Origin of the sequence: Cetobacterium sp. 2G large, assembly GCF_014250655.1 — a bacterium.
GTDB classification, from domain to species: domain Bacteria; phylum Fusobacteriota; class Fusobacteriia; order Fusobacteriales; family Fusobacteriaceae; genus Cetobacterium_A; species Cetobacterium_A somerae.
Genome location: NZ_JACHTH010000005.1, coordinates 1465119 through 1490876 on the forward strand (window position 1 = coordinate 1465119; position 25758 = coordinate 1490876).

General features: G+C 30.7%; 27 protein-coding genes, 6 tRNA genes and 2 riboswitches. Of the genes, 5 read left to right on the forward strand and 28 right to left on the reverse strand.

Annotated features, from left to right (window positions below; translation table 11 throughout):
- Positions 1–4: 4 nt before the first annotated feature.
- Positions 5–370, reverse strand: a complete 366-nt coding sequence (locus H5J23_RS09800) for a ferritin-like domain-containing protein (RefSeq protein WP_023051704.1) — start codon at positions 368–370, stop codon at positions 5–7.
- A 262-nt stretch (positions 371–632) separates the two neighbouring features.
- Between H5J23_RS09800 and H5J23_RS09805 the strand changes: the two genes are divergently transcribed.
- On the forward strand, positions 633–1223 hold the full coding sequence (locus tag H5J23_RS09805) for a sigma-70 family RNA polymerase sigma factor (RefSeq protein WP_023051705.1): 591 nt from the start codon (positions 633–635) through the stop codon (positions 1221–1223).
- A 41-nt stretch (positions 1224–1264) separates the two neighbouring features.
- Here H5J23_RS09805 and H5J23_RS09810 read toward each other — a convergent pair whose 3' ends face one another.
- Positions 1265–2974, reverse strand: coding sequence for a proline--tRNA ligase (locus H5J23_RS09810; protein WP_185891924.1), 1710 nt, complete (start codon positions 2972–2974; stop codon positions 1265–1267).
- Between the two features lie 54 nt (positions 2975–3028).
- A complete protein-coding gene (gene recG / locus H5J23_RS09815) occupies positions 3029–5089 on the reverse strand; it encodes an ATP-dependent DNA helicase RecG (protein WP_185891926.1) in 2061 nt (686 codons plus the stop codon).
- A 169-nt stretch (positions 5090–5258) separates the two neighbouring features.
- Positions 5259–5334, forward strand: a riboswitch (cyclic di-GMP riboswitch).
- A gap of 81 nt (positions 5335–5415) precedes the next feature.
- Here recG and H5J23_RS09820 point away from each other — a divergent pair.
- A complete protein-coding gene (locus H5J23_RS09820) occupies positions 5416–5844 on the forward strand; it encodes a hypothetical protein (RefSeq protein ID WP_185891928.1) in 429 nt (142 codons plus the stop codon).
- A 34-nt stretch (positions 5845–5878) separates the two neighbouring features.
- Here the strand turns inward: H5J23_RS09820 and H5J23_RS09825 are convergent, their stop codons facing one another.
- The 16 genes from H5J23_RS09825 to H5J23_RS09900 all read right to left on the reverse strand — a co-directional run bounded on the left by H5J23_RS09825 (position 5879) and on the right by H5J23_RS09900 (position 13549).
- Positions 5879–7198, reverse strand: a complete 1320-nt coding sequence (locus H5J23_RS09825) for a uracil-xanthine permease family protein (RefSeq protein WP_185891930.1) — start codon at positions 7196–7198, stop codon at positions 5879–5881.
- A gap of 63 nt (positions 7199–7261) precedes the next feature.
- A riboswitch (purine riboswitch) is annotated at positions 7262–7363 on the reverse strand.
- Between the two features lie 4 nt (positions 7364–7367).
- Positions 7368–8114 carry a YebC/PmpR family DNA-binding transcriptional regulator gene (locus tag H5J23_RS09830; protein WP_023051710.1) on the reverse strand — a complete coding sequence of 249 codons (747 nt, stop codon included), beginning with the start codon at positions 8112–8114 and terminating at the stop codon, positions 7368–7370.
- A gap of 50 nt (positions 8115–8164) precedes the next feature.
- Entirely contained in the window at positions 8165–9217 is a 1053-nt protein-coding gene (locus H5J23_RS09835; protein ID WP_023051711.1) for a glycosyltransferase family 9 protein, read from the reverse strand.
- A 1-nt stretch (position 9218) separates the two neighbouring features.
- The gene (locus H5J23_RS09840) at positions 9219–9797 is read right to left on the reverse strand and encodes a uracil-DNA glycosylase family protein (protein ID WP_023051712.1); all 579 of its coding nucleotides are present in this window, start codon (positions 9795–9797) and stop codon (positions 9219–9221) included.
- Positions 9798–9805: 8 nt separating this feature from the next.
- Positions 9806–10579: an MBL fold metallo-hydrolase gene (locus H5J23_RS09845; RefSeq protein WP_185891932.1), complete on the reverse strand. Its 774-nt coding sequence runs from the start codon at positions 10577–10579 to the stop codon at positions 9806–9808.
- A 95-nt stretch (positions 10580–10674) separates the two neighbouring features.
- Positions 10675–10836, reverse strand: a complete 162-nt coding sequence (locus H5J23_RS09850; RefSeq protein ID WP_023051714.1) for a rubredoxin — start codon at positions 10834–10836, stop codon at positions 10675–10677.
- An 18-nt stretch (positions 10837–10854) separates the two neighbouring features.
- Positions 10855–11226, reverse strand: coding sequence for a desulfoferrodoxin family protein (locus H5J23_RS09855; RefSeq protein WP_185891934.1), 372 nt, complete (start codon positions 11224–11226; stop codon positions 10855–10857).
- 45 nt (positions 11227–11271) lie between these two features.
- Positions 11272–11682, reverse strand: coding sequence for a Fur family transcriptional regulator (locus H5J23_RS09860; RefSeq protein ID WP_023051716.1), 411 nt, complete (start codon positions 11680–11682; stop codon positions 11272–11274).
- Between the two features lie 85 nt (positions 11683–11767).
- Positions 11768–12220, reverse strand: a complete 453-nt coding sequence (locus tag H5J23_RS09865; protein WP_185891936.1) for an N-acetyltransferase — start codon at positions 12218–12220, stop codon at positions 11768–11770.
- 8 nt (positions 12221–12228) lie between these two features.
- The gene (gene truA, locus H5J23_RS09870) at positions 12229–12963 is read right to left on the reverse strand and encodes a tRNA pseudouridine(38-40) synthase TruA (RefSeq protein ID WP_185891938.1); all 735 of its coding nucleotides are present in this window, start codon (positions 12961–12963) and stop codon (positions 12229–12231) included.
- A gap of 72 nt (positions 12964–13035) precedes the next feature.
- Positions 13036–13118: transfer RNA gene (locus tag H5J23_RS09875), tRNA-Leu, on the reverse strand.
- A 7-nt stretch (positions 13119–13125) separates the two neighbouring features.
- Positions 13126–13201: transfer RNA gene (locus H5J23_RS09880), tRNA-Lys, on the reverse strand.
- Positions 13202–13217: 16 nt separating this feature from the next.
- A tRNA-His gene (locus H5J23_RS09885) sits at positions 13218–13293 on the reverse strand.
- Between the two features lie 4 nt (positions 13294–13297).
- Positions 13298–13374, reverse strand: a tRNA-Arg gene (locus H5J23_RS09890).
- A 19-nt stretch (positions 13375–13393) separates the two neighbouring features.
- Positions 13394–13469, reverse strand: a tRNA-Gly gene (locus tag H5J23_RS09895).
- A 3-nt stretch (positions 13470–13472) separates the two neighbouring features.
- Positions 13473–13549: transfer RNA gene (locus tag H5J23_RS09900), tRNA-Pro, on the reverse strand.
- A 217-nt stretch (positions 13550–13766) separates the two neighbouring features.
- Between H5J23_RS09900 and H5J23_RS09905 the strand changes: the two genes are divergently transcribed.
- Positions 13767–14399, forward strand: coding sequence for an OmpA family protein (locus tag H5J23_RS09905; RefSeq protein WP_185891940.1), 633 nt, complete (start codon positions 13767–13769; stop codon positions 14397–14399).
- 32 nt (positions 14400–14431) lie between these two features.
- Here H5J23_RS09905 and H5J23_RS09910 read toward each other — a convergent pair whose 3' ends face one another.
- The 8 genes from H5J23_RS09910 to asrA form a co-directional block, all read right to left on the reverse strand.
- Positions 14432–14791: an FMN-binding protein gene (locus H5J23_RS09910; RefSeq protein WP_185891942.1), complete on the reverse strand. Its 360-nt coding sequence runs from the start codon at positions 14789–14791 to the stop codon at positions 14432–14434.
- 12 nt (positions 14792–14803) lie between these two features.
- Positions 14804–16357: a bifunctional UDP-sugar hydrolase/5'-nucleotidase gene (locus H5J23_RS09915; RefSeq protein ID WP_185891943.1), complete on the reverse strand. Its 1554-nt coding sequence runs from the start codon at positions 16355–16357 to the stop codon at positions 14804–14806.
- Between the two features lie 110 nt (positions 16358–16467).
- The gene (locus tag H5J23_RS09920) at positions 16468–16944 is read right to left on the reverse strand and encodes a hypothetical protein (RefSeq protein ID WP_023051763.1); all 477 of its coding nucleotides are present in this window, start codon (positions 16942–16944) and stop codon (positions 16468–16470) included.
- Entirely contained in the window at positions 16931–17176 is a 246-nt protein-coding gene (locus H5J23_RS09925) for a hypothetical protein (protein ID WP_023051764.1), read from the reverse strand. The genes H5J23_RS09920 and H5J23_RS09925 overlap by 14 nt, the downstream gene beginning before the upstream one ends.
- A 19-nt stretch (positions 17177–17195) precedes the next feature.
- Positions 17196–18953 (reverse strand): YeiH family protein, encoded by a 1758-nt coding sequence (locus H5J23_RS09930; RefSeq protein WP_185891945.1) that lies wholly within the window; start codon positions 18951–18953, stop codon positions 17196–17198.
- A gap of 130 nt (positions 18954–19083) precedes the next feature.
- On the reverse strand, positions 19084–20154 hold the full coding sequence (gene asrC, locus H5J23_RS09935; protein ID WP_023051766.1) for a sulfite reductase subunit C: 1071 nt from the start codon (positions 20152–20154) through the stop codon (positions 19084–19086).
- Between the two features lie 13 nt (positions 20155–20167).
- Positions 20168–20977, reverse strand: a complete 810-nt coding sequence (gene asrB, locus H5J23_RS09940; protein ID WP_023051767.1) for an anaerobic sulfite reductase subunit AsrB — start codon at positions 20975–20977, stop codon at positions 20168–20170.
- Positions 20977–22014: an anaerobic sulfite reductase subunit AsrA gene (gene asrA, locus H5J23_RS09945; protein ID WP_023051768.1), complete on the reverse strand. Its 1038-nt coding sequence runs from the start codon at positions 22012–22014 to the stop codon at positions 20977–20979. Before asrA ends, asrB begins: the two co-directional genes overlap by 1 nt.
- 343 nt (positions 22015–22357) lie before the next feature.
- On the opposite strand from asrA, the gene H5J23_RS09950 reads away from it, so the two are divergent.
- Positions 22358–23230, forward strand: a complete 873-nt coding sequence (locus H5J23_RS09950) for an RluA family pseudouridine synthase (protein WP_023051769.1) — start codon at positions 22358–22360, stop codon at positions 23228–23230.
- 59 nt (positions 23231–23289) lie between these two features.
- Here the strand turns inward: H5J23_RS09950 and H5J23_RS09955 are convergent, their stop codons facing one another.
- Positions 23290–24561, reverse strand: coding sequence for a dicarboxylate/amino acid:cation symporter (locus tag H5J23_RS09955; RefSeq protein ID WP_185891947.1), 1272 nt, complete (start codon positions 24559–24561; stop codon positions 23290–23292).
- Between the two features lie 204 nt (positions 24562–24765).
- Here H5J23_RS09955 and H5J23_RS09960 point away from each other — a divergent pair, with 204 nt between their 5' ends.
- Positions 24766–25728 (forward strand): aromatic acid exporter family protein, encoded by a 963-nt coding sequence (locus H5J23_RS09960; protein ID WP_185891948.1) that lies wholly within the window; start codon positions 24766–24768, stop codon positions 25726–25728.
- Positions 25729–25758 lie beyond the last annotated feature (30 nt).

A 25758-nucleotide genomic window follows, 5' to 3' on the forward strand; every position in this document is an offset into this window, starting at 1 on the left:
CTCCTTATCCTTTTAATGAACCTATATTTAATGATTTTACATCTGCTACTACTTCACTGCTTCCTGAATTTTGCTCATTTCCACCATTTCTTCCCATTAATTGAGCTTCTATTCCTACAATTTTTCCCTGTCTAAATATATAATCTTCCATCTCTTTTCCGAATTCAAATTGATTTCTTCTTAGCCATTCAACTATCATAACAGCATGCTCCATCTCTTCATTTCTATTATGAATCATAATTTCTTTAAGTTCAGGATCTACTGCCATTTCAGCTCTTTGGTTATAATCATCCACTGCCTGTAGCTCCTCCTTTAAACTTTGTATTGCATAGTCTAAATCTGTAGCTTTTTTACTAATTCCATCTAACATATTTCCTACACCTCCACATAATAAAATACTCTTTTAATTTTATTATGTCTTTTCTCTATTTTTCCTTCTTTAATTTTTTATTTATCTAATTTTTAAATTTACAATCCAAATAATAACTGAGTTTTAGAAAATTTGAAATATAGATAAGTATAGTTTTTTTTGGTATCATATTAATATAGTATTGTTTTTTATAAGGGTTCTTTTAAATGTTTAGCTTTTTTTATTTTTTATTTAATTTCTAGAAAGGTCGGGGGACATGACTATGATTGAAAAAGAAGATATAATTTTAGCACAAAACGGAGATGAAGAATCAATTGAAAAAATTATCAAAGAGTATCAAGGAGCAATCTATAAAAATAATCGTTCATTTTTTCTTAAAGGTGGAGATAGTGACGATTTAATGCAAGAAGGATTGATAGGTCTTATTAAAGCTATTAAATCTTACGACGAAACTAGGAACGCGTGTTTTAGTACTTTTGCAAATCTTTGTATTAGAAGACAAATGATTACAGCTGTTAAAAATCATAACTCTGATAAATACAAAAATCTAAATCTTGCAATGCAAGGTGAAGGTTATTCTGCACAAGAGGAAAGTATTCATTACTCGCGTCCTTCTCTAGGATTTTATTCACCTGAAGATATCTTTTTAGGTAAAGAGTTAGTTAATCTTCTAACTGGTTTCCTTGAAGAAAATCTAAGTACTCTAGAGAAAAAAGTTTTTACGTATTTATGCAAAGAGTATACTTATGTTGAGATTGCTGATTTTTTAAATGAACCTCCAAAAAAAATAGACAATACTATTCAAAGAATTAAAAAGAAAATTTTAACTTATCTGGGTTCTTACTCAAAGTAAATAAAAAGAAGGAGAGCAATTACTCTCCTTCTTTTTATTTATTAGTACTGCTTCATTAATTCTTTTACTTTTGAAACAACTTCATCTTTAGAAACTTCTAAAGTTTCATTAGTTCTTCTAATTTTTAACTCAACAATTCCTTCAGCTGCTTTTTTACCAGCTACAACTTTAAATGGATATCCAATTAAATCTCCATCTTTAAATTTAAATCCAATTCTTTCATCTCTATCATCTAAAGCTACATCTATGCAACTGTCTTGGAAATTTTTATAAATCTCTTCTGCTAATGCCACTTGCTCTTCAGATTTCATATTTGCTGGTATTACTTCAACTACAAATGGAGCTATTGCTGATGGCCAAATAATTCCATTTTCATCATTGTTTTGCTCTATTGCTGATGCCATAGTTCTAGAAACTCCTATTCCATAACATCCCATCTCCATAATTTGACTCTTTCCATTTTCATCTAAGAATGATGCATTTAATGCTTTAGAGTATTTATCTCCTAGTTTAAATATATGTCCACTTTCAATTCCTCTTGCACTTGCAAGCTCTCCTCCACACTTAGGACACTTTTCTCCAACTACTACCGTTCTTACATCAGCAACTACTTCTGCTTCATAGTCTCTTCCATAATTAACGTTTACATAGTGTGTATCTAATTTATTTCCACCTGCTGTGTGATTAGATATTCCTACAATACTCTTATCAGCTATAACTTTTATTTTTGTTAAATCAGCACCAATTGGCCCTATAAATCCTTTTATTAATCCTAAATCCTCAATTTCTGAGTCAGTTAGTAATACAACATCTATCGTATCAATTATATTTTTTAACTTAACTTCATTAACTTCGAAGTCTCCTCTTATAAGAACCATATAAACATCATCTGTTACGACATCTTTATACATCATAGCTTTTACAGTTTGCTCTACAGGTACATTTAAATATTCCACAACATCAACAATTTTTGATACGTTTGGCGTATCTACTAATTTAATATCTAAAGTTTCAGCTTTTGGTAACTCAACTATTGTACTTGTTGCTGTTTCAACGTTTGCTGCATAATCACATGATGTACAGTAAATGATTTCGTCCTCTCCTGACTCTGCTAGAACATGAAACTCTTGTGATCCACTTCCACCAATTGCTCCTGAATCCGCTTCAACTGCTCTAAATTTAAGTCCACATCTTTCAAATACTCTTGTATAAGCTGCCTTCATATTTTCAAATTCTTCATCTAAAGACTCTTTATTAGCATGGAATGAGTATGCGTCTTTCATCATAAACTCTCTTCCTCTCATAAGTCCAAATCTAGGTCTTCTCTCATCTCTGAATTTAGTTTGAATTTGATATAAGTTTAATGGTAAAGACTTATAAGATGATATATCATTTCTAATAATATCTGTTATTACTTCTTCATGAGTTGGTCCTAATGCAAACTCTCTTGAGTGTCTGTCTTGAATTCTCATCATTTCAGCACCCATTACATCCCATCTTCCACTTTCTTTCCAAAGTTCCGCTGGTTGTAACACTGGCATGAATATCTCTTGAGCTCCTGCTCTATCCATCTCTTCTCTTACAATGTTTTCAACTTTTTTTAAAGCTTTTAAACCTAAAGGAAGGTATGTATAAACTCCACTTGCTAATCTTTTGATCATTCCTGATCTAAGTAATAATTTATGACTTATTACTTCTGCCTCTTTAGGAGTTTCCTTAAGAGTTTTTACATAATATTTACTTAATCTCATCTTATCCTCCACTTTTTTTAATTAATTTTACCTCATATTCTATCATAACCTCTTTTAAGAGGTCAAACTTTTGTTAAACTTTTCATCAATATCCCATTGTAGAACTTGATTATTTATTTTACCTTTATTTTCTTTTAAGTATTCCATACAAATATCTTTAACTAACTTTATTGTTTTAACATCATGAACTATATCTATAAATTTCAAGTCACTCAATCCACTTTGCTTTACCCCAAAAATTTCTCCAGCTTTCCTTAATCTTAAATCTTCCTCCGCTATTTTAAATCCGTCTTCAGTACTTTCTAAAACTTTAAGTCTTGCTGCTGAATTATCATTTTCTGTATTGGAAAGTAAGAAACAATAAGATTGATGTTCTCCTCTTCCAACTCTCCCTCTGAGTTGATGTAGGGTTGCTAGTCCAAAACGTTCAGAGTTTGTTATTACCATTATACTTGAGTTAGGAACGTTTACTCCAACCTCAATAACTAAAGTAGAAACTAGTATATCTAATTTATTATTTTTAAAGAGATGCATAACTTCATCTTTTTCTTTATTCTTCATTCTTCCATGCAAAATTCCAACTCTATATCCTGGTAAGTTTTTTAAAACTTCATTATACAACTCCTCTGTGGATTTGGCTGAAAGCTTTTCACTTTCACCTATTAAAGAAGCTACAAAATATGCTTGACGTCCCTCTTTTAATTTTTTATCTATGAAGTGATACATCTTTTCTTCATCCTCTTCTTCACTAATCCATTTAGTTTTTATAGGTTTTCTTCCAGGAGGTAACTCATCTATTACTGCTACATCCAAATCTCCATATATACTCAAAGCTAAAGATCTTGGAATAGGAGTTGCACTCATAACAATAAGGTTTGCTAAAACACCTTTATCTCTAAGTCTTTTTCTTTGTAAAACTCCAAATCTGTGCTGTTCATCTATAACTATTAATCCTAATTTTTGAAATTCAACACTATCCTCTATTATAGCATGAGTTCCTACTACAATATTTGTTTCCCCTGTTTTTATTCTACCTAACAATTCAACTTTCTTCTTTCCTTTTACGCTTCCTGTTAAAAGTTCAACTTTTACCCCTAACAATTCTAAAGTCTCATAAATAGAAAGGTAATGTTGCGTTGCTAAAATCTCTGTTGGAGCCATCAAAACTCCCTGATAACCGTTTTCTACCATATATAAAAGAAGTAGTACAACAACTATTGTTTTTCCGCTTCCTACATCTCCCTGAATTAAATAATTTATTATTTTTCCAGCATTTATACCTTTATATATCTCTGTTATAACTTTTTTTTGAGCAGTTGTTAGTGAAAAAGGTAAACTTTCTAAAAACTTTGAAACTAACTTTTTATTTCCCTCAATTTCATATAGTCCAGCATTAGTTAAATCTATCTCAAAACGCTTTTGAAGTATTCCCATCTCCAATATTAAAAGTTCTTCTATTGCAAAACGCCTTTTTGCTTCCTCTAAATTTCTTGGATTTGTTGGATAATGAATCTCTTTTAAAGCATTTTTTCTATTCATAAGTTTATATTTTTTTATTATTTCATCTGGTATATTTTCTTGAAATATATCTAAATAATTTTTTAACGCCTCTTTTAAAACTCTTCTTAAACTGTTTTGATTCAAGTCTTTTATAGCGCTGTAAATAGGTAATATTTCTCCAGTATTTTCTTGTCCTTTATACAATTTAAACTCTGGATTTACCATTTGAAATGTATATCCTCTTTTTACATTTCCTATAAAAATATATTCTTCTCCTATTTTTAAACTATTTCTTAAATAAGGCCTTTGAAACCATACAACTTCGAGAACTCCTGTTCCGTCATTTACTGTTGCTTTTATCATTTTCATTCCTGTTCTTGTAGGAGGAGCAGATATATTCATTATATTTCCTTTTAATACAACATATTCATCCCCTCGTAATTCACCTATTTTTTTAATATTTGTTCTGTCGTCATAAGCTCTCGGAAAATAATATATTAGGTCATAGAGTGTTTCTATATTTAATTTTTTCAACTTCGAATATGTTGCACTCGAAACTCCCTTTATATTAAAAAGTTCTATCTCTTTATAAATATCTTTATATATCTTAATCACCACCTTTTTTTAATTATAACATACTTATATATCCTTTTGTACAATTTATAATGCGTTTTGTATTTTTGTAACAAACCCTCTTAAAACAAGGCTTTGTGAAAAATATTTCTTCATATTTTTTGTAATTTTTGTTTGACATTTTTTAAATTTTAATATATCATTATTATATAATATAAATCGGCAAAGTAGGGGAAATCCTATGACGCAAAACTATAGGGTCTTTAAAATGACAGCCAGTTGCAGTTACATTTTGGTCAAACCAAAATATAAGTGCAACTGGCTTTTGTATTTTATAAACTTTATGAAATTACGGGAGGGAACAAATTATGAAAAAATTATTAATACTTTTATCTTTAACTACAGCTATGACAGCTTTTGGAGCAGCAAATGTTATTGAAGAATCTGATACAATGAAAATCACTGCTAAGATAGTAAAACCTTTAAGAGTTTCTTCAGAAGCTATGGCACTTGGAACAATAGTTCAAGGAGCATCAGCTTCTGGTCAATCTACCGTTACTATCGAAGGTGATAGAGGACATGGAATTACAGTTGATTTGATTAAACCAACTCATTTAACAAGTACAAATGGTGATCAGCTTCAAATCGTTCTTAATACTAATTATATTCCAACACACATTGGAGAAGATGAAAAAACTGAATTTATTGTTTATGGAAATATTAGTGCTGAATCAACTGCAACAGCTCCTTCTGGAGTTTATTCTGGTAATTTAATTACTTCAGTTAGGTATAACTAAAAAATAAAAACTGAGGAGATTATCCTCAGTTTTTTTATGCTACAGATACCTCTACTTTTTCATTTTTCTTAGGTAATATCAGGTTCATCACAACTGCTAAAGTTCCAGCTACAACAAATCCTGAATCTGTAAATATATATCTTATACTTTCAGGGAATGCTTCAATTACTCCTGGAACTAATCCTATTCCATACCCTAGTCCCAACGAAACTGCTAATATAACTGCATTTCTTCCCTCTAGTGATTCTTGATTTATAAGATTTATTCCACTAATTGAAATCATAGAAAAAATCATCACCAAACTTCCACCTATAACACTTTGAGGAACTAATGTAAAAGCTGCTGCAACCTTTGGTATAAATGCACTTACTACTAAAAACATTGCTCCTATCCCTACAACAAATCGACTCATTACTCCTGTCATAGCAATTATACCTGTATTTTGACTAAATGATGTTGTTGGCAATACTGAAAATATAGTTGCAAATGCACTCCCTATTCCATCACATATTATTCCACCTTTAAGCTCACTATCTTTCAATTCTCTCTTAGCGCCACCCATTGTAATTCCTGACATATCTCCCATCGTCTCTATAGCAGACACTACAAACATCATAACCATAGGGATAATTGCCTCTATATGAAATGAATACCCAATAGAAAATGGTCTCGGTACACTTACTATATCTGCTTGTAAAAGTGGAGTTATATCTATCTTTCCCATTAAAAAGGCTATTACTGTCCCCACTATAGTTCCTATAAAAATCGCTCCCGAACTTGTTACACCCTTTGTAAACTCCTTAAAAAATATTACTACTGCTAAAACTATTGTTCCCAAAATTAGATTCTCTTTCGATGCAAAATCAGGTGCTCCATATCCTCCAGCAAAACTATTTATTCCAACTGGTAAAAGGTATAATCCTATAGCTAATATTACAGTTCCTGTAACTATTGGTGGAAAAAATTTTCTTATTCTCTTCATATGAAACCCTAGAAAAGCTTCGAAAATTCCTCCTATTAATGCTGCTCCTAAAACCCCTTCATATCCAAATTTGCTAGCTACCGATATAGCTACCGGTGCAAAAGAAAAGTTTGTTCCTACAACTACGGGCAGTTTAGCTCCCATAGGTCCTAATGTGTAAACCTGTACCAAAGTATTTAATCCCGCTACAAGTATTGTTGCTTGTATTAAGTTTATTTTTATATCTTGAGCAAACCCAAGTATTCCAGCAACTATTATTATAGGAGTTATATTTCCCATAAACATTGCCATAATGTGTTGTAAACCTAAAGGAATCGCTGTATTTAAATCTGGCACTCCATTTAAGTCATAAGGTGATTTGTTTCTCTGCATATTTAAAATTTCCTCCATATTTTAAATAAAAAAGCATAGACTCATGGATAGAATCTATGCTTAAATGCAGTCAGTTCTACCCATAGTGTCTTCATTTACGGTAAAGACGTAGAAACTATTGGACCATATTTCCAAAAATATATGAGTATGTTTTTTATTGTTTTTTATTTTACAGTTGCTCTAATAACTCATCTGATATATCAAAATTTGAATAAACATCATTTACATCATCTAAATCATCTAAACCTTCATATAATGCCATTACCTTTTTAGCAGTCTCTAAATCAGTAATTTGTACTTTATTATCTGGAATCATTGCAACTTCAGCTTCAGTTACATTATAACCAGCTTTTTTTAACTCTTCTGCTACTGCATTACAGTCTGCTGAATCTGTTAAAACAGTAAACTCTCCATCTTCCTCTTTAACATCTTCTGCTCCAGCTTCTAAAGCGGCCATCATTAGCTCATCTGCATCTACACCTTCAGCTGCAACTATGATTTCTCCCTTTCTTTGGAACATCCAAGATACAGCTCCATCTGTTCCTAAATTTCCATTTCTTCTAGAAAAAGTTGCTCTAACTTCTGAAGCTGATCTGTTTTTATTATCTGTTACAACTTCAACTATGAAAGCTGTCCCTTCTGGACCATACCCTTCATATCTAATTTCCATATAATCTACACCATCAAGTTCACCAGTACCTTTTTTAATAGCTCTCTCAAGGTTATCTTTTGGCATATTAGCAGCTTTTGCTTTATCTATTGCAAGTCTTAATCTAGGATTAAAGTTTGGATCTCCTCCAGCTTCCTTCGCTGCGATTGTTAACTCTTTTCCTAATTTTGTGAATAGCTTTCCTCTTTTAGCGTCTTGAGCACCTTTTCTATGCTTTATATTAGACCATTTACTATGTCCTGCCACAAAAACTCCTCCTTATTTTTTAAATATCTTTTTAAATTTTATCATAACCACTATTTTTTTTCAATATATTTGGGTACAAGCTCCATTTTTTCCCTTACTTTTTCTAAAACAATATCTGGAGTAATTAATCTATACTTTTCTTCATACGATAAATTATCATATGTTTTATCTGAAAGTACATCTTTTGGCTCTATCCCCTCATGCCTTTTATTATCTCTTGAAAGCCAATCTCTTTTACTTGAACCTGGACTAAATATAGAGAAGCTTGGAATGTCTATAGCTTGAGCTAAATGTCTAGGTCCACCTTCATTTCCTACAAATATGTCACAATTAGACAATAATGCTCCCAACTCTCTTATACTTTTTGTATTTATATCTGATATTATTCTTTTATCCCAATTTAACTCTTCATGAAACTTTTTAGCAAACTCTTTTTCATTTGGTGAGTAATATAAAATAATTTGACAATCGAATTCATCTAATATTTTTTTTGCTAACTCTTTCATTAAATCTATAGGATAAACTTTACTTTCTCTTCTAGAATTTATAGCTAAAGGTATTATTATTTTGTTAAAATCCACTCCAGCTTCTTTCATTCTTTTTCTTAAATCATTTTTTTCTTCTGATAAAAATGTTAAAGAGTAATTTTTATCTAGTTTTACATCTACTCCATCATCGATAAGTGGTTTTAACATTTTTAAAAACTTTTCAGCTTTATCAAATTCACTTGAAGGTTCCGGTATACTATGTGTATATGTATACCCTCTTTTTGGTTTCCATCTTCCTATTTTATACTTTGCTTTCCTAGAAAATAATGTAAAGGCTTCACTTTTAGGTGTAGACATTATATCAATAACTATATCATAATCGGTTCTTGTTACATTCCAAACTTTTTTTAAATATTTAAATGGATTTTTTTGCTCATCTTTTGATATAGATATAACTTTATTTAAATAATCTTGGTGTTCAAATAATGGTGCAACGTGATCATATAATACATAATCAACTTTTGCATCTGGATACGTTTCCTTTAAACTTTTACATATTACAGAAGATAATATCGCATCACCAATTTGTTTAAACCTTACTACTAAAATTTTCATATTAGATCCCCTCGATTGCATTTTTTATAGTTTTTAAATCTCCCCAAAATTCTACTGCTACTTTAGACCTTTTTCCACCATCATCTCTTGATTTTTTAGCAAAATTAGCATCATATGTTGCCAATAACTTTATATTCCCTCTCCACTCTAAAATCTTTCCTTTTTCTTGAAGAAACTTAAACTCTCTTTCTAATAATAACTCTGCTACATCTTGTCCTAAAGCTACAATAACTTCTGGGTTCATTAACGATATCTGCATCATTAGATATTCTTTCAAATCTCTTTTATCTCTTTCTTCTAACTCTCTATAATTTTTCTCAGATTTTGTTAATGTTGTAATATAATAATCTTCTGGTAATAACCCTACTATATCACAAAGCTTTATCAAAAACTCACCGCTAGACCCTGGTCTTACTTTTAAATTTTCATCTATATATAAATTAGAATCATCTCCTACAAAAAGTACCTTTCCATAGAAATTTCCTGTTCCTAAAACTATTTTTTCATTACTATCTTTTAGCACATCTGTAGTTCCTATTTCAAACTTCAATTCTTCTAATAGTTTTTCAATCTCCTCCATAACTCCTCCTAAAATTTAATTAACTTACTACACACATCTTGTTGAGCAATTTCTACTGAAATATCAATATTATGTCTTAATAATTCATCTAAAACTGCATCGATAGCCAATTTGGGATCATTACTATCTTTACTCATATGAGCTAAATAAACTTTTTTTAATTTTTCATGATGTGATTCTCTAATAAATCTAGCACAATCACTATTTGATAGATGTCCATTTCTACTTTTTACACGAGCTTTTAAATCCCACGGGTATGAACAATCCATTAATTTATGATAGTCGTAGTTGCACTCTATTACCATAACATCTACCTCTCTAAAAGCTTCTCTAACAGTGTTATCAATATAGCCTAAGTCTGTTGCTATCGCAACTTTTCTCCCTGAACTCTCTTCTATTCTAAACCCTATTGTTCTTTCAGCATCATGCATTACATCAAATGGATATACCATGCTATCTCCAACCCAAAAAGCATCCTCTATAAATCTTAAATTTTTATCTTTTATTTTTCCAATTTTTAATATCCCAGCCTCGTAGCTCTCTTTTGTAATATAGATAGGAATATCATATTTTCTCGATAATATTCCAGCTCCTTGAATATGATCTCCATGTTCATGAGTTATTAAAATCCCATCTATATTACAAACATCTATATTTATTTTCTTTAACTGTTCCTCTATTTTTTTTCCACTAAATCCAGCATCGATTAATAAGTTGATATTATCAGTTTCTACAAAAAGAGCATTCCCTTTACTTCCACTTCCTAGTACTGCTAATTTCATGACACTTCCTTTCTAAATATATATCTTAAGCATATATTATATCATAAAAAAACCTCTTAGCAAATACTGCTAAGAGGTCAGATATTATAAATTAACTAAATTTCTTCAAAATGGTCTTTTCCAACATAACATAATGGACAAACCCAATCTTCTGGTACATCTTCCCACTTTGTTCCTGGAGCTACTCCATTTTCTTGATCACCTATTGATTCATCGTAAACATAATCGCAAATTACACATCTCATATGCTTTCCCATTTTATACCCCCTTAATAATTAATTACTCCATAACCCGTGAATATTACAATATTCTCTTGCACATACTGATTTCCCCTTTGGTACTTTAAAATATGCTTCAGGCGCTTCTCCTGGCTTTAAATATTTTCTATATAAAAAGTTATCTACACAGATTTCTATCATTTGAATATAATGCTCCTCTGTCATCGGATGAGCCATCTCTTTACCAACTTTTACTAAATATCCATCCTCTTTTTCCTCAACAAATGGAACATGTTTTTCTGTTGATGCATCTTGAGTCTTCTCTTTTACCAATTCTAATCCTTCTACAGAAATACCATCTTTATCTGCTACAATTACCTCTAATAATACTGGGTTTTCTTTCACTTTAAAAATTTCATAAACTTTCATGACAACCTCCTCCAATTATTAAACATATTTTTTATAATTTGACAATTATTTATTCTGACACTTAGGACAAGTTCCTTTAAAATAAACATGATATTCATCAATTTTGAAATCTTTCATATCCCCTACTATAAGTTGATCTATTGTTACTGGAATATCAAAAACCTTTTTACAATTTACACACTTAAAATGACCGTGTACATGTGTGTCCACATCATATCTAGTTTCATTTTCTTCTATTGTTATTACTTTAGCAATTCCTTTTTCTATAAAAAGATTTAACGTATTATAAACTGTAGTTTTAGAAAGAGTGGGAATTTCAGGACATAAAGCCTTATAAATCTCATCAACTGTTGGATGAGTTTTATTCTCTAACAAATATTCAAATACTTTCATTCTTTGATATGAGGGTTTTATATCATGTATTTTTAAATGTTCACTTATATTTTCAATATACATGCTTCCTCCTTTTGAAATAATTACAAAATTGTAATAATTCTTTTTTTAATTTAATATACACCTTTTTAGTATTTTTGTCAAGATATCATAGTAAATTTTTAATCATCAAATATCGATCAATTCCTTTTCCATATTCATCTTTTTGTAGTTCCTCTATTATATAACCAGCTTTTTTATACATATCTATAGCTTTAGTATTAGCAGGATCTACTGTTAGATATATTTTTTCCATACCTAATTCTTTTAATCTATTATGACTTTCTTCTAAAAGTATCTTTCCATATCCCTTTCCTCTTTCCTTTAAAGAAGTTGAAAATCCATACAAAAAAACCTCTTTTTTTCCTAACGCACCTTGATATTGAGCAACCGATAACAAATCATTACTTTCATTTAATAGTACATAAAGTTTTCCATATCGAATAAAACTCATAATCATCCACATGTCAGCTCCACCCATCACACCGAAACTTTCAAGTTCATTATCAAATATTTTTTTGATTAACTCTCTATTTTTTGCATCAACTTCTATTACTTTCATCACTCCTCCTAATATCCTATATCGAATAAATGAAGACCAAAAGGTTCAGCCACTATTTTTGCATACTGAATATTTGGATTTTTTAACATTTCTATTAAATAATTTTCTGGTTTTTTTCCAAAATAAATAGATAAAACTGTTCCTACTATTATTCTAATTTGAGATTTTAAAAATGCATTTCCTTTAACATACAATTTAATCGTCTTTTCATTCACTCTTTCAAATTTAGCTTCATAAATCTCCCTAATTGTAGTATTACTTCCACAATCTGAAAGTCTAAAATTTGAAAAATCGTGTTGCCCTACTAAAGGAGAAACTATTTTATTTAATCTTTCTAAATCTAACTGTTCATATACAAAAGTAACATATCTAGATTGAAATGGATTTCTATCCTCTCCTATATAATATTCATATGATCTATATGTTGCTGAAAATCTTGAACTAAACTCTAAATCTACCTCTTGAACATCTAATATGAATATATCATTGGGTATTAAACCATTTATAATTCTTTTTATTTTTTCTAAAGGAATACTTGAAGTAGTATAAAAATTTGAAACTTGTTTTTTAGCATGAACTCCTCTATCAGTTCTTCCTGCAGAAACTAAATCTATTTTATTTTTAAAAATCGTTCCTAAAACTTTCTCTAGCTCTCCTTGTACAGTTCTAAAACCAGGTTGTCTTTGAAAGCCAAAAAATTCACTTCCATCATAACTATATGTCAACTTTATATTTCTTTCCACACTATTCTCCTTTTCCTTTTTTCTATATATAAAAAAAAGTCTTGAATATTCAAGACTTTACATTACCTTATATGGTGCGAGAGGAGGGACTTGAACCCTCACGTCGAAACGCCAGATCCTAAGTCTGGTGCGTCTGCCAATTCCGCCACCCTCGCAAAAAGATGGTGCGTCATACTGGGCTCGAACCAGTGACAACACGATTAAAAGTCGTGTGCTCTACCATCTGAGCTAATGACGCATCTTATAAAATTATTTGGGGTGACCGACGGGATTCGAACCCGCGACAACCAGATCCACAAACTGGCGCTCTACCAACTGAACTACGGCCACCAAATGGCGTGTCTGAAGAGATTCGAACTCCTGACCCACGCCTTAGAAGGGCGTTGCTCTATCCAGCTGAGCTACAGACACATTTGATGAAATATTAAATTGGAGCGGGAGACGAGGGTCGAACTCGCGACATTCAGCTTGGAAGGCTGACGCTCTACCAACTGAGCTACTCCCGCAGATGGTCGGAATAGCAAGATTCGAACTTGCGGCCCCCTGCTCCCAAGGCAGGTGCGCTACCGGACTGCGCTATATTCCGACTATTTAGTTTTTGTAACTCGCTTTCGTTCGCTACAAAATTATAGTATCATAAATTCTTATTTATGTCAACAAAGTTTTTTTATTTTTTTTATTTTTTTATTTATACCTCAAAAAAAAGGATTGATTTTATTAAAAAAGAATAATAATTTATATACAAATATAAAAAGTTTTTCTATAATATCTATAATCATTTTTAGTTAAGGAGGTTTTTTATAATGAAAAATACAAAACTTATTTGTTCTGTTCTTTTAGCTGGATCTCTTTTTGGGGCTTGTACAGCTACTGGATACAATAACAAAACTACTGGTACTGCTGGTGGAGCCGCAGTAGGTGCTTTAATTGGACAAGCTATTGGACAAGATACAAAAGGAACACTTATCGGAGCTGGTATTGGAGCTCTTGCTGGTTTAGGTTGGGGAGCATATAAAGATCAACAAACAAAAGAATTACAAGCTAGATTACAAAATACTCAAGTTAAAGTTACAGACGAAGGAAATTACATAAATCTTAATCTTCCTGGTGGAGTTACATTCCCTACAAATGGATATATCATAGGAAATGGATTCTATGGACCTTTAAATGATATAGCTTCTGTTTTAAATCAATATCCTGAAACAAGAATAGTTATTTCAGGTAATACAGATAATACAGGTGCTTACTCTTATAACATGGACTTATCTGTTAAAAGAGCAAGAAGCGTTGCTGATTATTTAGTGCGTAGAGGAGTAAATCCTAACAGAATAACTATTAATGGATTTGGACCTGATAGACCTATAGCTAGTAACTCAACTGCTTCTGGTAGAGCACAAAATAGAAGAGTTGAAATTCAGATTTTCCCAGCTTATTAATAAAATTAAAGAGGGCCTAATTGGCCCTCTTTTTAATTCTTTACTTTTTCTAACGCTTTTTTAGTAGCTTCCCTTATACCTTCTGATGTATATGTAGCTCCTGAAACAACATCGAACTCAGCATTTTGATTTTTTAGAATATATGTTTTCAATGTATCTACAGCTGGATCAGCTATTGGTGGTGTATCTTGATGAGTAACATCCACTCCAATAATTTTAAATCCATCACCTTTTGGTTTTACTTGTAATTTTACAGTTAAATCACCATTATACCCAGTTCCAATCTCTTCAATAACTAATGGTCCTGGCTTATTTGCCTCATATACTCCTAACAACAATCCTACCGCTATAAAAGCTAGCACTATTTTTTCCCTTAAAGATTCTTTATTCATCTATAACCCCTTTTATTTTTTCGGTATTAATCTAGGAACTACCTTATCTCTACCTTCTAATCCAACTTTTTGGATATACTCAATTAAAACCTCATCTAATGCCGGATAATGCCCTAATTCTTTTCCACCAGCTAAAGATGAATATCCATCTCCACCTGCTGCCATAAAGTCATTTGTTGCTACAACATATGTTTTATTTGGATTTAATTTTTCATTTCCTATTTTAATTTCTAAAACTCTTCTGTATGCTGGATTTTTAACATTAAATTTAACTGTCATTCCTGCAACTTGTGCCATTGCACCTAGCGATTCTGGATATGATCTAATTCCGTTTTCAACAGCTTTTTGTAAATCTGACCCTTTTACTTCTTTTGTAATTACATAGTTTCCAAATGGCAATACACTAATTACATCTCCTACTGTAACCTCTCCTGGATTAATAGAAGCTCTAATTCCTCCTCCATTTGTAAGAGCTACATCTGCTCCTGTTTTCCATAACATTGCATCTGTTATTAATTGAGAAAGATTTGTTTCTCCTGTTCTAACAAAAGCTCTATCTCCTTCTAATAAAATTGGTGACTCTCCAACTTTAACACTTGTTATCATTTCTTGCTTTTTAGAAATTTCATCTATCGTTGCTTTTACCTTAGCATCTTCTGGAACTGGATTATCTCCGTTCATTATTATATTTTTTGTATATAGTGTATAGTCTATTGCTTCAATTTTGTTTTTTAATTTATCAAAATCAACTTTAACTACTCCAACATTTTTAGCATATTCCCCAGTTTGTACTATAGTTACTCCATTAACTACTTTCTTTTCTTTTAATTCTGTATGACTATGTCCATCAATAATTAAATCTATTTCAGGTACAGCTTCTGCCAATCCAACACTTTGTAATTTTTTTGCTGTACTTTCATCGTCACCTAAGTGAGATATTACAACTATAAATTTAACTCCCTCTTTTTTCATTTGAGTTACAACTGATTTTGCTGTTGCTATTGGGTCAGCTATTGTTATATTTTTTACGTTATTTGGATTTGTTTTAAAGTAAGTTTCTGGAGTTGCTAAACCAAAGAATCCTACTTTTTTCCCATCTATTTTTCTAATATCATATGTTCCTGCTATTGTCTTCCCTGTTGTTTTATCTACAACATTTGCCGCTAATGTTTTATATTTTTGCATTGATAATAACTCTTCTAACCTATCTTGTCCATAGTTAAAATCATGATTTCCTAAAGTTGCATAATCAAGCCCAGCTGCATTTAAAGTTTCAACCATTGACTCCCCTTTTGTTAAAGTAGCAAAAGTTGTCCCATGCATTGTATCTCCTGCATCTATTAGCAATACTTTTCCATTATTTTTATCTTGCTCTAAAGCTTTAGCTATAGTTGCTACTCTAGCTAAACCAACTCCATCATACTTTCCCTCTTTTGCTCTTCCGTGGATATCATTTACATGAACTAAAGTCATCTCATACTCACCATCTTTTGGCGGTAATACTTTACAAGCAGAAAGAGCTAAAACTAACCCCATTAAACCAAAAATTTTTAAATTTTTATTCATTTTCCCTCCCTAATATCCTAATGTTTCTAATTAAATTTGAACATATTTTATCATATTTAGACAAGATTGTAAAAGAAAAAACTGCATACAAATGCAGTTTTTTCAAGACTTTATATTTTATTATTTAAAGTTTTAAATAATTTTAAACTAACACTCAAACTTTCTTCATCCACTTCAAATATATCCATCCACTTTTTTAAAGTTTCTATCTCTTTTAACCTCATTATTTTTTCACTTTCCTCTTGGAAAATATATTTTTTTATACTCAATGCTTCTTGAATTTGATATTTATAAAACTCTAAATATTTTTCATCTTTTATTAAAAGCTTCTCTATTTCAATTTTTATCTTTTCTGAAGAGGAATATCCCTCTTTCAATAAATCGACTACCATATTTTTTAAAAATAGATATTCTTTTAAAAAAAACTCTTTTTTATATCGATAAACTCTTAATTCCTGAATATAATTGATTAAAAGAAAAGGAAATATAACAACCATCATAGATACTTTAGGTTTTTCTATTATTTCATTTGATATCTCTATAGCTCTTTTTTTTTCTTCTTCTATAAATATATCAACGTTTTGCATCTTTACTCTCTCCCCAATTTGAGTAAGTTAATGTATGTCTAACATTTTCTGAGCTAGGTTCAACTTTTTTTACAAAAATATAATACCATGCTCCTGATTCTATATCCTCTTCTGCTAACTTCTCATGTGCTTCTTTAAATCCTAAAGTTTCATCTAAAAAAGGCAATACAGAGAAACAGAAAAAATATATACATACAAAACTACCTATAAAAGCTATCCACTTTTTTATCATATCTCCTCCTAAAAACTCTCTATAAACTCATTAAAGATTTTGTTATATCAGGGAAAACTACATGGAACATTAAGTATGCAGCTCCAAAAGTTACACCTAGGTTTATAATTTTTCCTACTATATAAAGAGTAATTGGCTTTCCACCTTTAAATAACTTGCTTAATTCACTGAAGTTTGTAGATAATCCAATACTTGTAAAAGCTAAACAGAATAACCAACCTTGTAAAGGTGAAATCAATCCATTTACCATTCCTTTATCTATAATAACTTTAGATCCATCCACTCCTAACATCCCATAAATTCCAGAAAAAACAAGAGAAGCACCAATAAATCCTAATATGAATTTTGGAAATCTATTCCAAATCTCTTTTAATGAACCTTTTAAAGAGAAGTCTCTTTCTTCAGCCATAGATTTATCAACTTTTAACGACCAATATGCTGCTACACCTAATGCCATTACCCCGATTATTATATTTTGAATCATCTTTATAGTTGCTGCAACGTCTCTAGCAACCGGTCCTAAATATTCTCCAGCAGCAACTACTGCTCCTGTTGAATCAACTGTTCCTCCAATCCATGCTCCACCTAACACTGGATCCATATTTAAAGCCTTTATAAACATCGGCATTGCTATCATCATAAACGCAGTAAACATAATAGAGATACTTACAGATAGTGTAAGCTCTTCTTTTTTAGCTTTACAAGCTGCTGCTGCTGCAATCGCTGCTGATACACCACTTACAGACATATCCGCTGACATAACCATATTTAAGCTCTTTGATTCCATTTTTAAAATTTTATCTCCAAATCCAAAAGTTAAAACTAAAACTACTGGAGTTACAAACCAAGTTACGAAAATTCCTGGTATTCCTATTAATAAAACTTTATTTACTAAAACTGTTGATCCCAATAAAATCAATCCTGTTTTTATAAAGTATTCTGTTTGAGCTGCTGCTAAAAGCTTTTTTGGTGTCCCAACTGTATTACTAACTATTAATCCTAAAACTAGACCCCAGAAAACATAACCTAGACCCCAAGCCTTTAAAGTTTCTTGCTCTCCTAATAAATAAGCTCCTGTAGCTAAAGCGAAAACTGCTGGGAATCCTTGTAAAAACCCTTCTCTATCTCTTCCCATTTTTTTCATACCTAAACTAAAATAAATACCTATAAACGCTAATAATATTGCTAAATTAGGAATTAAGTTATAAGGTTTTACAATAGCTTTAGATTTCATTTTATTTTCTTTATCTCTACTAATAAGCCATTTATCTATTGATTCATTTGCAGTTGTATTTAAACTAGTATCTGCAAAAGCTTTTTCTTCAGCTAGTGCAGTAGCAGCTAAAGCTTGATTTTTTAGCAATGCTGTTTCTTTTTTTAAATCTTCATATTGTTGAATAAATGGTGCACCTTTTACTTTAGCTGCACTTTCACTTAAATATATTGACTCAATTGGGTTAGTCACCCACTTTTTAGGTTTTCCTAAAATACTTTTTACCTTTTCTGTTGTTGATGTCTTTATAGCCAAACTATTTTTATCAAATTGTGCTTCATGCCACTGAACTGTTTTAAAAGGAGCTCTCTCTCCTTCTGTCTTCATTATACTATTATAGACCTCTGTTTTACCTAAAACACTTTGTGAATCTGACCCCATGTAAATAATTGTACAAAATATAAGTATAATTGTTGCTAGTAATATTGCCCAGTAATCCTCAAATTTAAATAAATCTAGTATTGTTTCCTTTAAACTTTTTTTGTTCTCTTTTACAGCTTCCATTTTTACCCCCTAGGTTTTTTTTAATGTGCTCTTGTTGAACTGATATTCAAAGTCCCAAACATGACTAATGGGAACCCTTTTGGGGTCCCCATTAATCAGACTATATTTTTTTGATTTTAAAAACTAAATTTTAGTGACCTCCACCGTAGTTAAAAGGTTTTTCTAATGTATATGTCTCTCCTGGACTTGGGTGTTGAGAGATTGGCTTAACGTTGATATTAGCTCTATACTCTGTTTCTGCCCAAAGGATTCTTTGTGCTACTTGTGCTTCTGGATTTAACTCTACTCCATCAAGTATCATCTCTTTAAACTTCTGATATCCAGCTCTGTCAATTAAGTGACCTCCATGAATATACATAGGCTTATGATGTAATACATTAGCAGAGAACTTCTGCCAGTTTCCTATAACTTGAAGAATTACATCCTCTGTTACCCAGTTTAAGAACATTTTACCCATTCTTGGATATTGCTTTCCTGTTCTTCCACCTATTGTCATTCTATATAATTTTTGCTCTGGTCTTACCCATGCAGATGATGGACATGCCTCAACACACTCTCCACATCCTACACAACAGCAAGAATCCTTCACAATTCTATGATTTTCTAACTTTAAAACTCTTGTAGCAGCGTGATCACAAACCTTAACACATCTTCCACATCCAATACATCTATCTTTTAAATAGATTGGCTTAGTTACACCCATAATTCCAAAATCATTAAAGTGTGCTTTAGCACAGTCATTTGGACATCCAGCTATAGCCATTTTTATATGATAGTGACTTGGGAAAATTTTCTTCTCAAGTTTTCTAGCTAATTCCCAAGTATTGATATTAGCTTTTACACAGTGAGAGTTTCCGATACATGCCATGATGTTTCTAGCTCCGATAGTAGGATATCCAGCTTTGTTAACTTCCATCTCAGCTCCACACATCTCTACATCTACTTCTTTAATATATTCCTCTAAGTAAGCATTTACTGCGTCTACATTTTCGAATTTTATTCCAGGAGCGTTAAGAGTTTGTCTCATACCCATGTGGAATGTTCCATCTCCCCATCTCTCTGCAATCTCTTGTATTACTTTTAAATATTTAGCTTCAATTAATCCACCTGGAACACGAAGTTGGATCATGAACTCTCCAGGTACTTTTGATTGACGGAAGCAGTTTAATTTTAGTTTAGTTATATTAATATCGTGATTCACTTATTTTACCCCCTTAGTCGATTAGATATTTAGCTTGAGAATAGTTGAATACTGGTCCTTCTAGACAAACATAAACTTCGTCAATTCTACAGTGACCACATTTTCCAATTGCACATGACATCTTTCTTTCAAAAGAAACCCAAATCTTATCAGCTGGAACTCCTAGCTTTTCAAATTCAATAGCTGTATATTTCATCATATTAGGTGGTCCAACAATTACAACCTCTAAATCATCAAAATTATCCGATACCATTTTTAAATGAGGTACATACTCTGTTACAAGCCCTACACACTCACCGTCTAATCCGCATCCTTTATCTACAGTTAATACCATTGGATGTTTTTTTCTCCAATTGATAATCTCATCTCTAAATAGTATAGATGCGTCATCTTTAAATCCAAATAATAATTCCATTGATTGAACTTCCTCTGGATTTCTATGAATATGATTAATTAAAGATCTAACTGGAGCTAATCCTGATCCTCCTGTTACGATAACTACTTTTTTATTTTTTATATCAATTGCATCAAAACCTTTTCCATAAGGTCCTCTCATTGGTAATAAATCCCCTGCATGAAGATTAAAAATCTCATCAGTTACTATTCCAACTTTTCTAATTAAAAACTCTACCCATCCATCTGCTGCTGAGAAATCTGTAACAGAGATTGGACACTCTCCAACTTTTGGTAAAGATAATTGCATAAATTGTCCAAACTTTACATTTCCTGCCTCTGGATATTCAACTCTAAATAGGTATTCTATATCAGTAACTTTTTTTACATCTAAAAGTCTATATGGCGTTGGCATTATTAAATTTTCCATTACTTATTACCTCCATTTAGTTTATCAACTTCTGCAGCTAATTTGTTTACAGTAGTTGAGAAAGATATAAACACTGGACACTTATCATCACATCTTCCACATCCAACACACATATGGTGCTCTTTAAATCTCTTTTTATGATCGTGGATTTTATGCATAACTTTAAATCTCATTCTGTCTCCACCTGTTTTTCTAAACGAGTGGTTTCCAGCCATATCTGTATATCCATCAACGTGGCAAGAAGCATTTATTCTTCTTCTTTCTCCTGCATTTGTATCAGAACTATAGTTCATATCATAAGTTGTAAAGCAAGTACATGTAGAACATGATACAGTACAACTACCACACATTAAACATCTCTTGTCAAACTCTTTCCACATCTCTAATGATTTTACAGCTATTTGAGTTTCTTTATCATTTATTTCTGGTATTCTAACAACTCTTTCATTTTCTACAACTGGAGTTACTAGGAAATCAATTTCATCATTTCCTGCAAAGTAAGAGTTAAATGCGTCGTCTTTAGTTTCTACTAAAACTTCTTCACCATTAAATTTTACTCCAAATGCATACTCATCTGCTGATCCAGTACCCATTGAAGCACAGAAGCAAGTATCCCAACCTTTTGCTGGACACTCCATTAATATAAACTTTGTTTTTTCTCTCATTCTCTTATAGTATGAATCTTCGAATCCACCATTTTTTAAGAAGATATCATCATATCTTTTTATCGAGTGAATATCACAAGCTCTTGCAAATACAAGCATTGGTCTATCGTCAACAACTTTTGACTCTCTATAGTCTGCATCTGTAAAATATAAAACTGTTTCTGTTATAGGGCTTAATGCTTCCTTTGCTGCATAATCAGATTTCTCATCATGTACAATCTCATCTGCCGAATAAACTCTATCATATCTCACAATGTCTGTGTCTGAATATCTTCCCTGTTTAGGAAATCTTTTTGGAGCATAAATTTTATACTCTTTACTAAGATTTTTTAACAAGCTATCAAAATTTTCTGCTGTTATTTTGTATCCCATTCTTACTTTGCCTCCCTGTTATTTGAATTTTTATTCAATTCATTATGTGTTTATATTACAACCTTTATGTTTTTTTGTAAACCATTAATTGCTGTTTTTTGCTAATTGGTTAAATTTGAATTTTTAGTCGAAAAGTATTTGGTCATACTTTAATTTCTTTATTTTTTTACTAAAGTTTTTACTTTTGAATATCCTTTCAAATTCTAATTTCATACAACACTAGTATACTTATACACTAGTGTTAAAACGATCATTTTTTTGTCACTTTAAAATCAAAAGATTGTTTTTTTCTGAATTTCATTATAAAATATTATAAAATAATATAAATTTTAAAGGTGGAAATATGAAAAAATTTGTTGTTGAGCCTGAATTTCACAATATGAAAATTTCTCAATACCTTAGAGAAAAAGGATATTCTGGAAGAGGTATTAGAAATGTTGAAGTATATTTAAATGGAAAAAGAACCAAAACTACAAAGCAAGTTAAAAAAAATGCAAGACTTTTAGTTAAAGAAAAAGAAAAAGAAGTTGGAATTAGATCTATTCAGATGGACCTTAAAATAATGTATGAAGATAAAAATCTACTTATTATTGATAAAGATCCATATTTAGTTGTTCATCCAACTACTAAAAAAACAGATTTAACATTAGCTAACGGTGTTGTTCACTATCTTCAAGAACAAACTGGAAAAGTTCAGCCTCCTAGATTTTTCAATCGTTTAGATATGAATACTTCTGGACTAATCGTTGTAGCTAAAAATGCTTATACTCAAGCTTTTTTACAAAGTGATAAAGAAAAAGTTTCAAAATTTTATCAAGCTATTGTAAAAGGTATTGTTAAAGAAGATGAAATGATGATTGAAATTCCTATTGGTAAAGAGGGAGATGAACTTAGACGTAAAGAGATGACCCCTGAAAATGGTGGTCAAACTGCTAAAACTTATATGAAAGTTTTAGAGCGTTTCCCTAACGAAGACCTAACTTTAATTGAATTAAAACTTTTCACTGGTAGAACTCACCAAATCCGTGCCCATATGTCTTTAGTAGGTTACCCTATTTTAGGAGATGAACTTTACGGTGGTGATGATATTAGAGCTAAAAGACAACTTCTTCATGCATTTAAACTAATTTTTACTGATGTTGAAAGTGGTGAAAAAATCCTAGTTGAAGCACCTTTACCTGAAGATTTCAAGGAAATTCTTCATATAGCAAATTAACTTTAAATTATAATTAAAAATGAAAAAAGATACCTGAGGTATCTTTTTTTATTTTAATATTAAGCTAATGTATTTTTTTTAACCGGTGTAACTACCTCTTCACCTTTTAATTCTCCCTCTGTTCTCGCTACAATCAATGTACAAACTGCGTCTCCTGTTATATTAACAGTTGTTCTAAACATATCCACAAATCTATCTATTCCCATTACAAGAGCCATCCCTTCTAAAGGTAATCCAACTTGTTGCAATACCATTCCTAACATTATTACTCCAACGCCTGGAACTCCTGCAGTTCCTATTGAAGCTAATGTAGCTGTTATAATTACTGTTACAAAATCTCCCATTGTTAAATTAACTCCATAGATTTGAGCTATAAATATTGTTGCAACACCTTGCATTATTGCTGTTCCATCCATATTTATTGTGCTTCCTAAAGGAAGTGTAAATGAAGATATTGTTTTAGATACTCCAAATTCATCTTGCATTGTTTCCATTGAAGATGGTAAAGTTGCACTACTTGAAGAAGTTGAAAATGCTACCATCATTGGTCCTGAGAATTTCTTTAAAAATTTAATAGGGTTATACTTAGCTACGAAAATCAACAAACTTTGATATGTTATTAAATAATGTAATAATAAAACAATAACTACACCTATAAAGTATTTTAGTAAAGGTAACATTGCTGTATATCCTAATGTTGCAAATGTTTTTCCAATTAATCCATATACTCCAAATGGAGCTAACTGCATTATAATCTCAACTAATTTTAAAACTAAACTATTTAACTCTTCCATCCCTTTTCTAACTGTAGAAACTTTATCTCCTAATATAGCCATACCAACACCACATAAAATTGCGAATACTATTATCTGTAGCATATCTCCTTTAGCTAAAGCTTCTATTGGATTTATTGGTATCATCCCTAACAATATATCTATGAATGGTTTTGTTTCATTTACTGAAACATTAGTTGTTGTAATCTGAGACAAAACAACTCCTTTTCCTGGATTTATTAGAGATCCTACTCCTAAAGCTAAAGTTATCGCTACTGCTGTAGTTCCTAAGTAAAATGCTAAAGTTTTTACTCCCACTCTTCCTAATTTCTTTATATCTTCAACACCTGCTGCTCCTACAGTTAACGAACAAAAAACTAATGGAACCACTATCATTCTTATTGCTCTTATAAATCCTGTTCCTAAGAAGTTAAAGAAAAAGTCTATTATATATTTTTTCACTATTAAATCGTTTCTAAAGGGATATAAAATCAATCCACTTATAACACCTAAAATCAATGATATAAAAATCTTATTTGTCAAACTTAACTTTTTCATTTCAATTCACTCCTTATAAACATCTTATTTTTACAAGATGAATTATATATTTAAAAATCAAAAAAATCAAGAAAAAAATAAATTATTTTTTCTAAATATATTTTTTTGAAAATATATTTTTAATTTTAAATTGGTGTAGGATTTTTTATTTTTCCATTGAATAACCTTTATAATAATTTAATCTCATTTTAGGGAGGATTTTTTATGATATTTAATAAACTAAGTACTTATGATAAACATAAAGTTTTTAAAAATATGATTGGCCCTTATGCAGCTGTTCTTATTGCTCAATATTTTTCTTTAGAATATCAATACTCCGCTGCTACAATTTGTATCTTAAGTTTAGAAAGTACTCGAAAAGCTTCTTTTAGAAGTTCTTTTGAAAGAGTTCTTGCCGCTTCTTTTGGTTTAATTTTATCTGCTACTATCATTAAAATTTTTAAATTTAATCCTATTTCTTTAGTTATATTTACAGCTATTTTTATGCCTCTTTGTATACGATTTAACTTAATGCAGGGATTTTTCACCAACATTGTTCTAGCGACACATTTTCTATTAGATGAAAATGTATCTTTAATTTTTGTTCTTGATCAATATCTTCTTTTATTAGTTGGAGTTCTTTGTGCTATTATTTCAAACTTATATATGCCTAGCCAGAACAATGAAATCATCTCCCAATTAGAAAAAATTGATTCTATTATGAAAGATATTATTTTTGACTTCTCTAAAGCTTTAAAATATAAAGCTGTTTCATTAAAACAAGATGAACTCTTTGAAGAGCTAAAAATTAACCTAGATGATTGCAAACAATTAGTTGAAATGGAAAAGGATAATCGATTATTTTTTAAAAAAGTAGATATTTCTAAAAATTATTCATTAAAATTTTCAGAATATATCATTCTTTCAAAAATAAGAGAGTGTTTTGGTAAAATTTCTACTGATATCTCAATCACTTCTGAATTAGCTGTAATTTTAAGAGATTTAGCCACATCATCTTCAAATAATTATACTTACAATATTCTTTTAAGTAAAATAAAACGCTCAGAAGATAGATTTAAAAAAGAGATTGATGAGAATAGTTTAAATATTGAAAATAAAGCAACTTATTTCCTACTTATAGAAAATATTAAAGAACTTATTAAATTAAGAATAAAAAATATTTTTTAAAGGAAACTCACATTTTTTTTTTAACAATAT

What these genes read in the sequence shown, in the direction of transcription:
- H5J23_RS09920 (WP_023051763.1), bottom strand. Translation starts at nt 16,944, where the DNA reads ATGCAAAACGTTGATATATTTATAGAAGAAGAAAAAAAAAGAGCTATA.
- H5J23_RS09835 (WP_023051711.1), bottom strand. Translation starts at nt 9,217, where the DNA reads ATGAAAATTTTAGTAGTAAGGTTTAAACAAATTGGTGATGCGATATTA.
- asrA (WP_023051768.1), bottom strand. Translation starts at nt 22,014, where the DNA reads ATGGGATACAAAATAACAGCAGAAAATTTTGATAGCTTGTTAAAAAAT.
- H5J23_RS09915 (WP_185891943.1), bottom strand. Translation starts at nt 16,357, where the DNA reads ATGAATAAAAATTTAAAAATTTTTGGTTTAATGGGGTTAGTTTTAGCT.
- H5J23_RS09865 (WP_185891936.1), bottom strand. Translation starts at nt 12,220, where the DNA reads ATGAAAGTAATAGAAGTTGATGCAAAAAATAGAGAGTTAATCAAAAAA.
- H5J23_RS09930 (WP_185891945.1), bottom strand. Translation starts at nt 18,953, where the DNA reads ATGGAAGCTGTAAAAGAGAACAAAAAAAGTTTAAAGGAAACAATACTA.
- H5J23_RS09840 (WP_023051712.1), bottom strand. Translation starts at nt 9,797, where the DNA reads ATGGAGGAGATTGAAAAACTATTAGAAGAATTGAAGTTTGAAATAGGA.
- H5J23_RS09955 (WP_185891947.1), bottom strand. Translation starts at nt 24,561, where the DNA reads ATGAAAAAGTTAAGTTTGACAAATAAGATTTTTATATCATTGATTTTA.
- H5J23_RS09910 (WP_185891942.1), bottom strand. Translation starts at nt 14,791, where the DNA reads ATGAATAAAGAATCTTTAAGGGAAAAAATAGTGCTAGCTTTTATAGCG.
- H5J23_RS09960 (WP_185891948.1), top strand. Translation starts at nt 24,766, where the DNA reads ATGATATTTAATAAACTAAGTACTTATGATAAACATAAAGTTTTTAAA.
- H5J23_RS09810 (WP_185891924.1), bottom strand. Translation starts at nt 2,974, where the DNA reads ATGAGATTAAGTAAATATTATGTAAAAACTCTTAAGGAAACTCCTAAA.
- asrB (WP_023051767.1), bottom strand. Translation starts at nt 20,977, where the DNA reads ATGGAAAATTTAATAATGCCAACGCCATATAGACTTTTAGATGTAAAA.
- H5J23_RS09845 (WP_185891932.1), bottom strand. Translation starts at nt 10,579, where the DNA reads ATGAAATTAGCAGTACTAGGAAGTGGAAGTAAAGGGAATGCTCTTTTT.
- H5J23_RS09805 (WP_023051705.1), top strand. Translation starts at nt 633, where the DNA reads ATGATTGAAAAAGAAGATATAATTTTAGCACAAAACGGAGATGAAGAA.
- H5J23_RS09800 (WP_023051704.1), bottom strand. Translation starts at nt 370, where the DNA reads ATGTTAGATGGAATTAGTAAAAAAGCTACAGATTTAGACTATGCAATA.
- H5J23_RS09860 (WP_023051716.1), bottom strand. Translation starts at nt 11,682, where the DNA reads ATGTATATTGAAAATATAAGTGAACATTTAAAAATACATGATATAAAA.
- H5J23_RS09850 (WP_023051714.1), bottom strand. Translation starts at nt 10,836, where the DNA reads ATGGGAAAGCATATGAGATGTGTAATTTGCGATTATGTTTACGATGAA.
- H5J23_RS09925 (WP_023051764.1), bottom strand. Translation starts at nt 17,176, where the DNA reads ATGATAAAAAAGTGGATAGCTTTTATAGGTAGTTTTGTATGTATATAT.
- H5J23_RS09855 (WP_185891934.1), bottom strand. Translation starts at nt 11,226, where the DNA reads ATGAAAGTTTATGAAATTTTTAAAGTGAAAGAAAACCCAGTATTATTA.
- H5J23_RS09905 (WP_185891940.1), top strand. Translation starts at nt 13,767, where the DNA reads ATGAAAAATACAAAACTTATTTGTTCTGTTCTTTTAGCTGGATCTCTT.
- H5J23_RS09820 (WP_185891928.1), top strand. Translation starts at nt 5,416, where the DNA reads ATGAAAAAATTATTAATACTTTTATCTTTAACTACAGCTATGACAGCT.
- H5J23_RS09825 (WP_185891930.1), bottom strand. Translation starts at nt 7,198, where the DNA reads ATGCAGAGAAACAAATCACCTTATGACTTAAATGGAGTGCCAGATTTA.
- H5J23_RS09950 (WP_023051769.1), top strand. Translation starts at nt 22,358, where the DNA reads ATGAAAAAATTTGTTGTTGAGCCTGAATTTCACAATATGAAAATTTCT.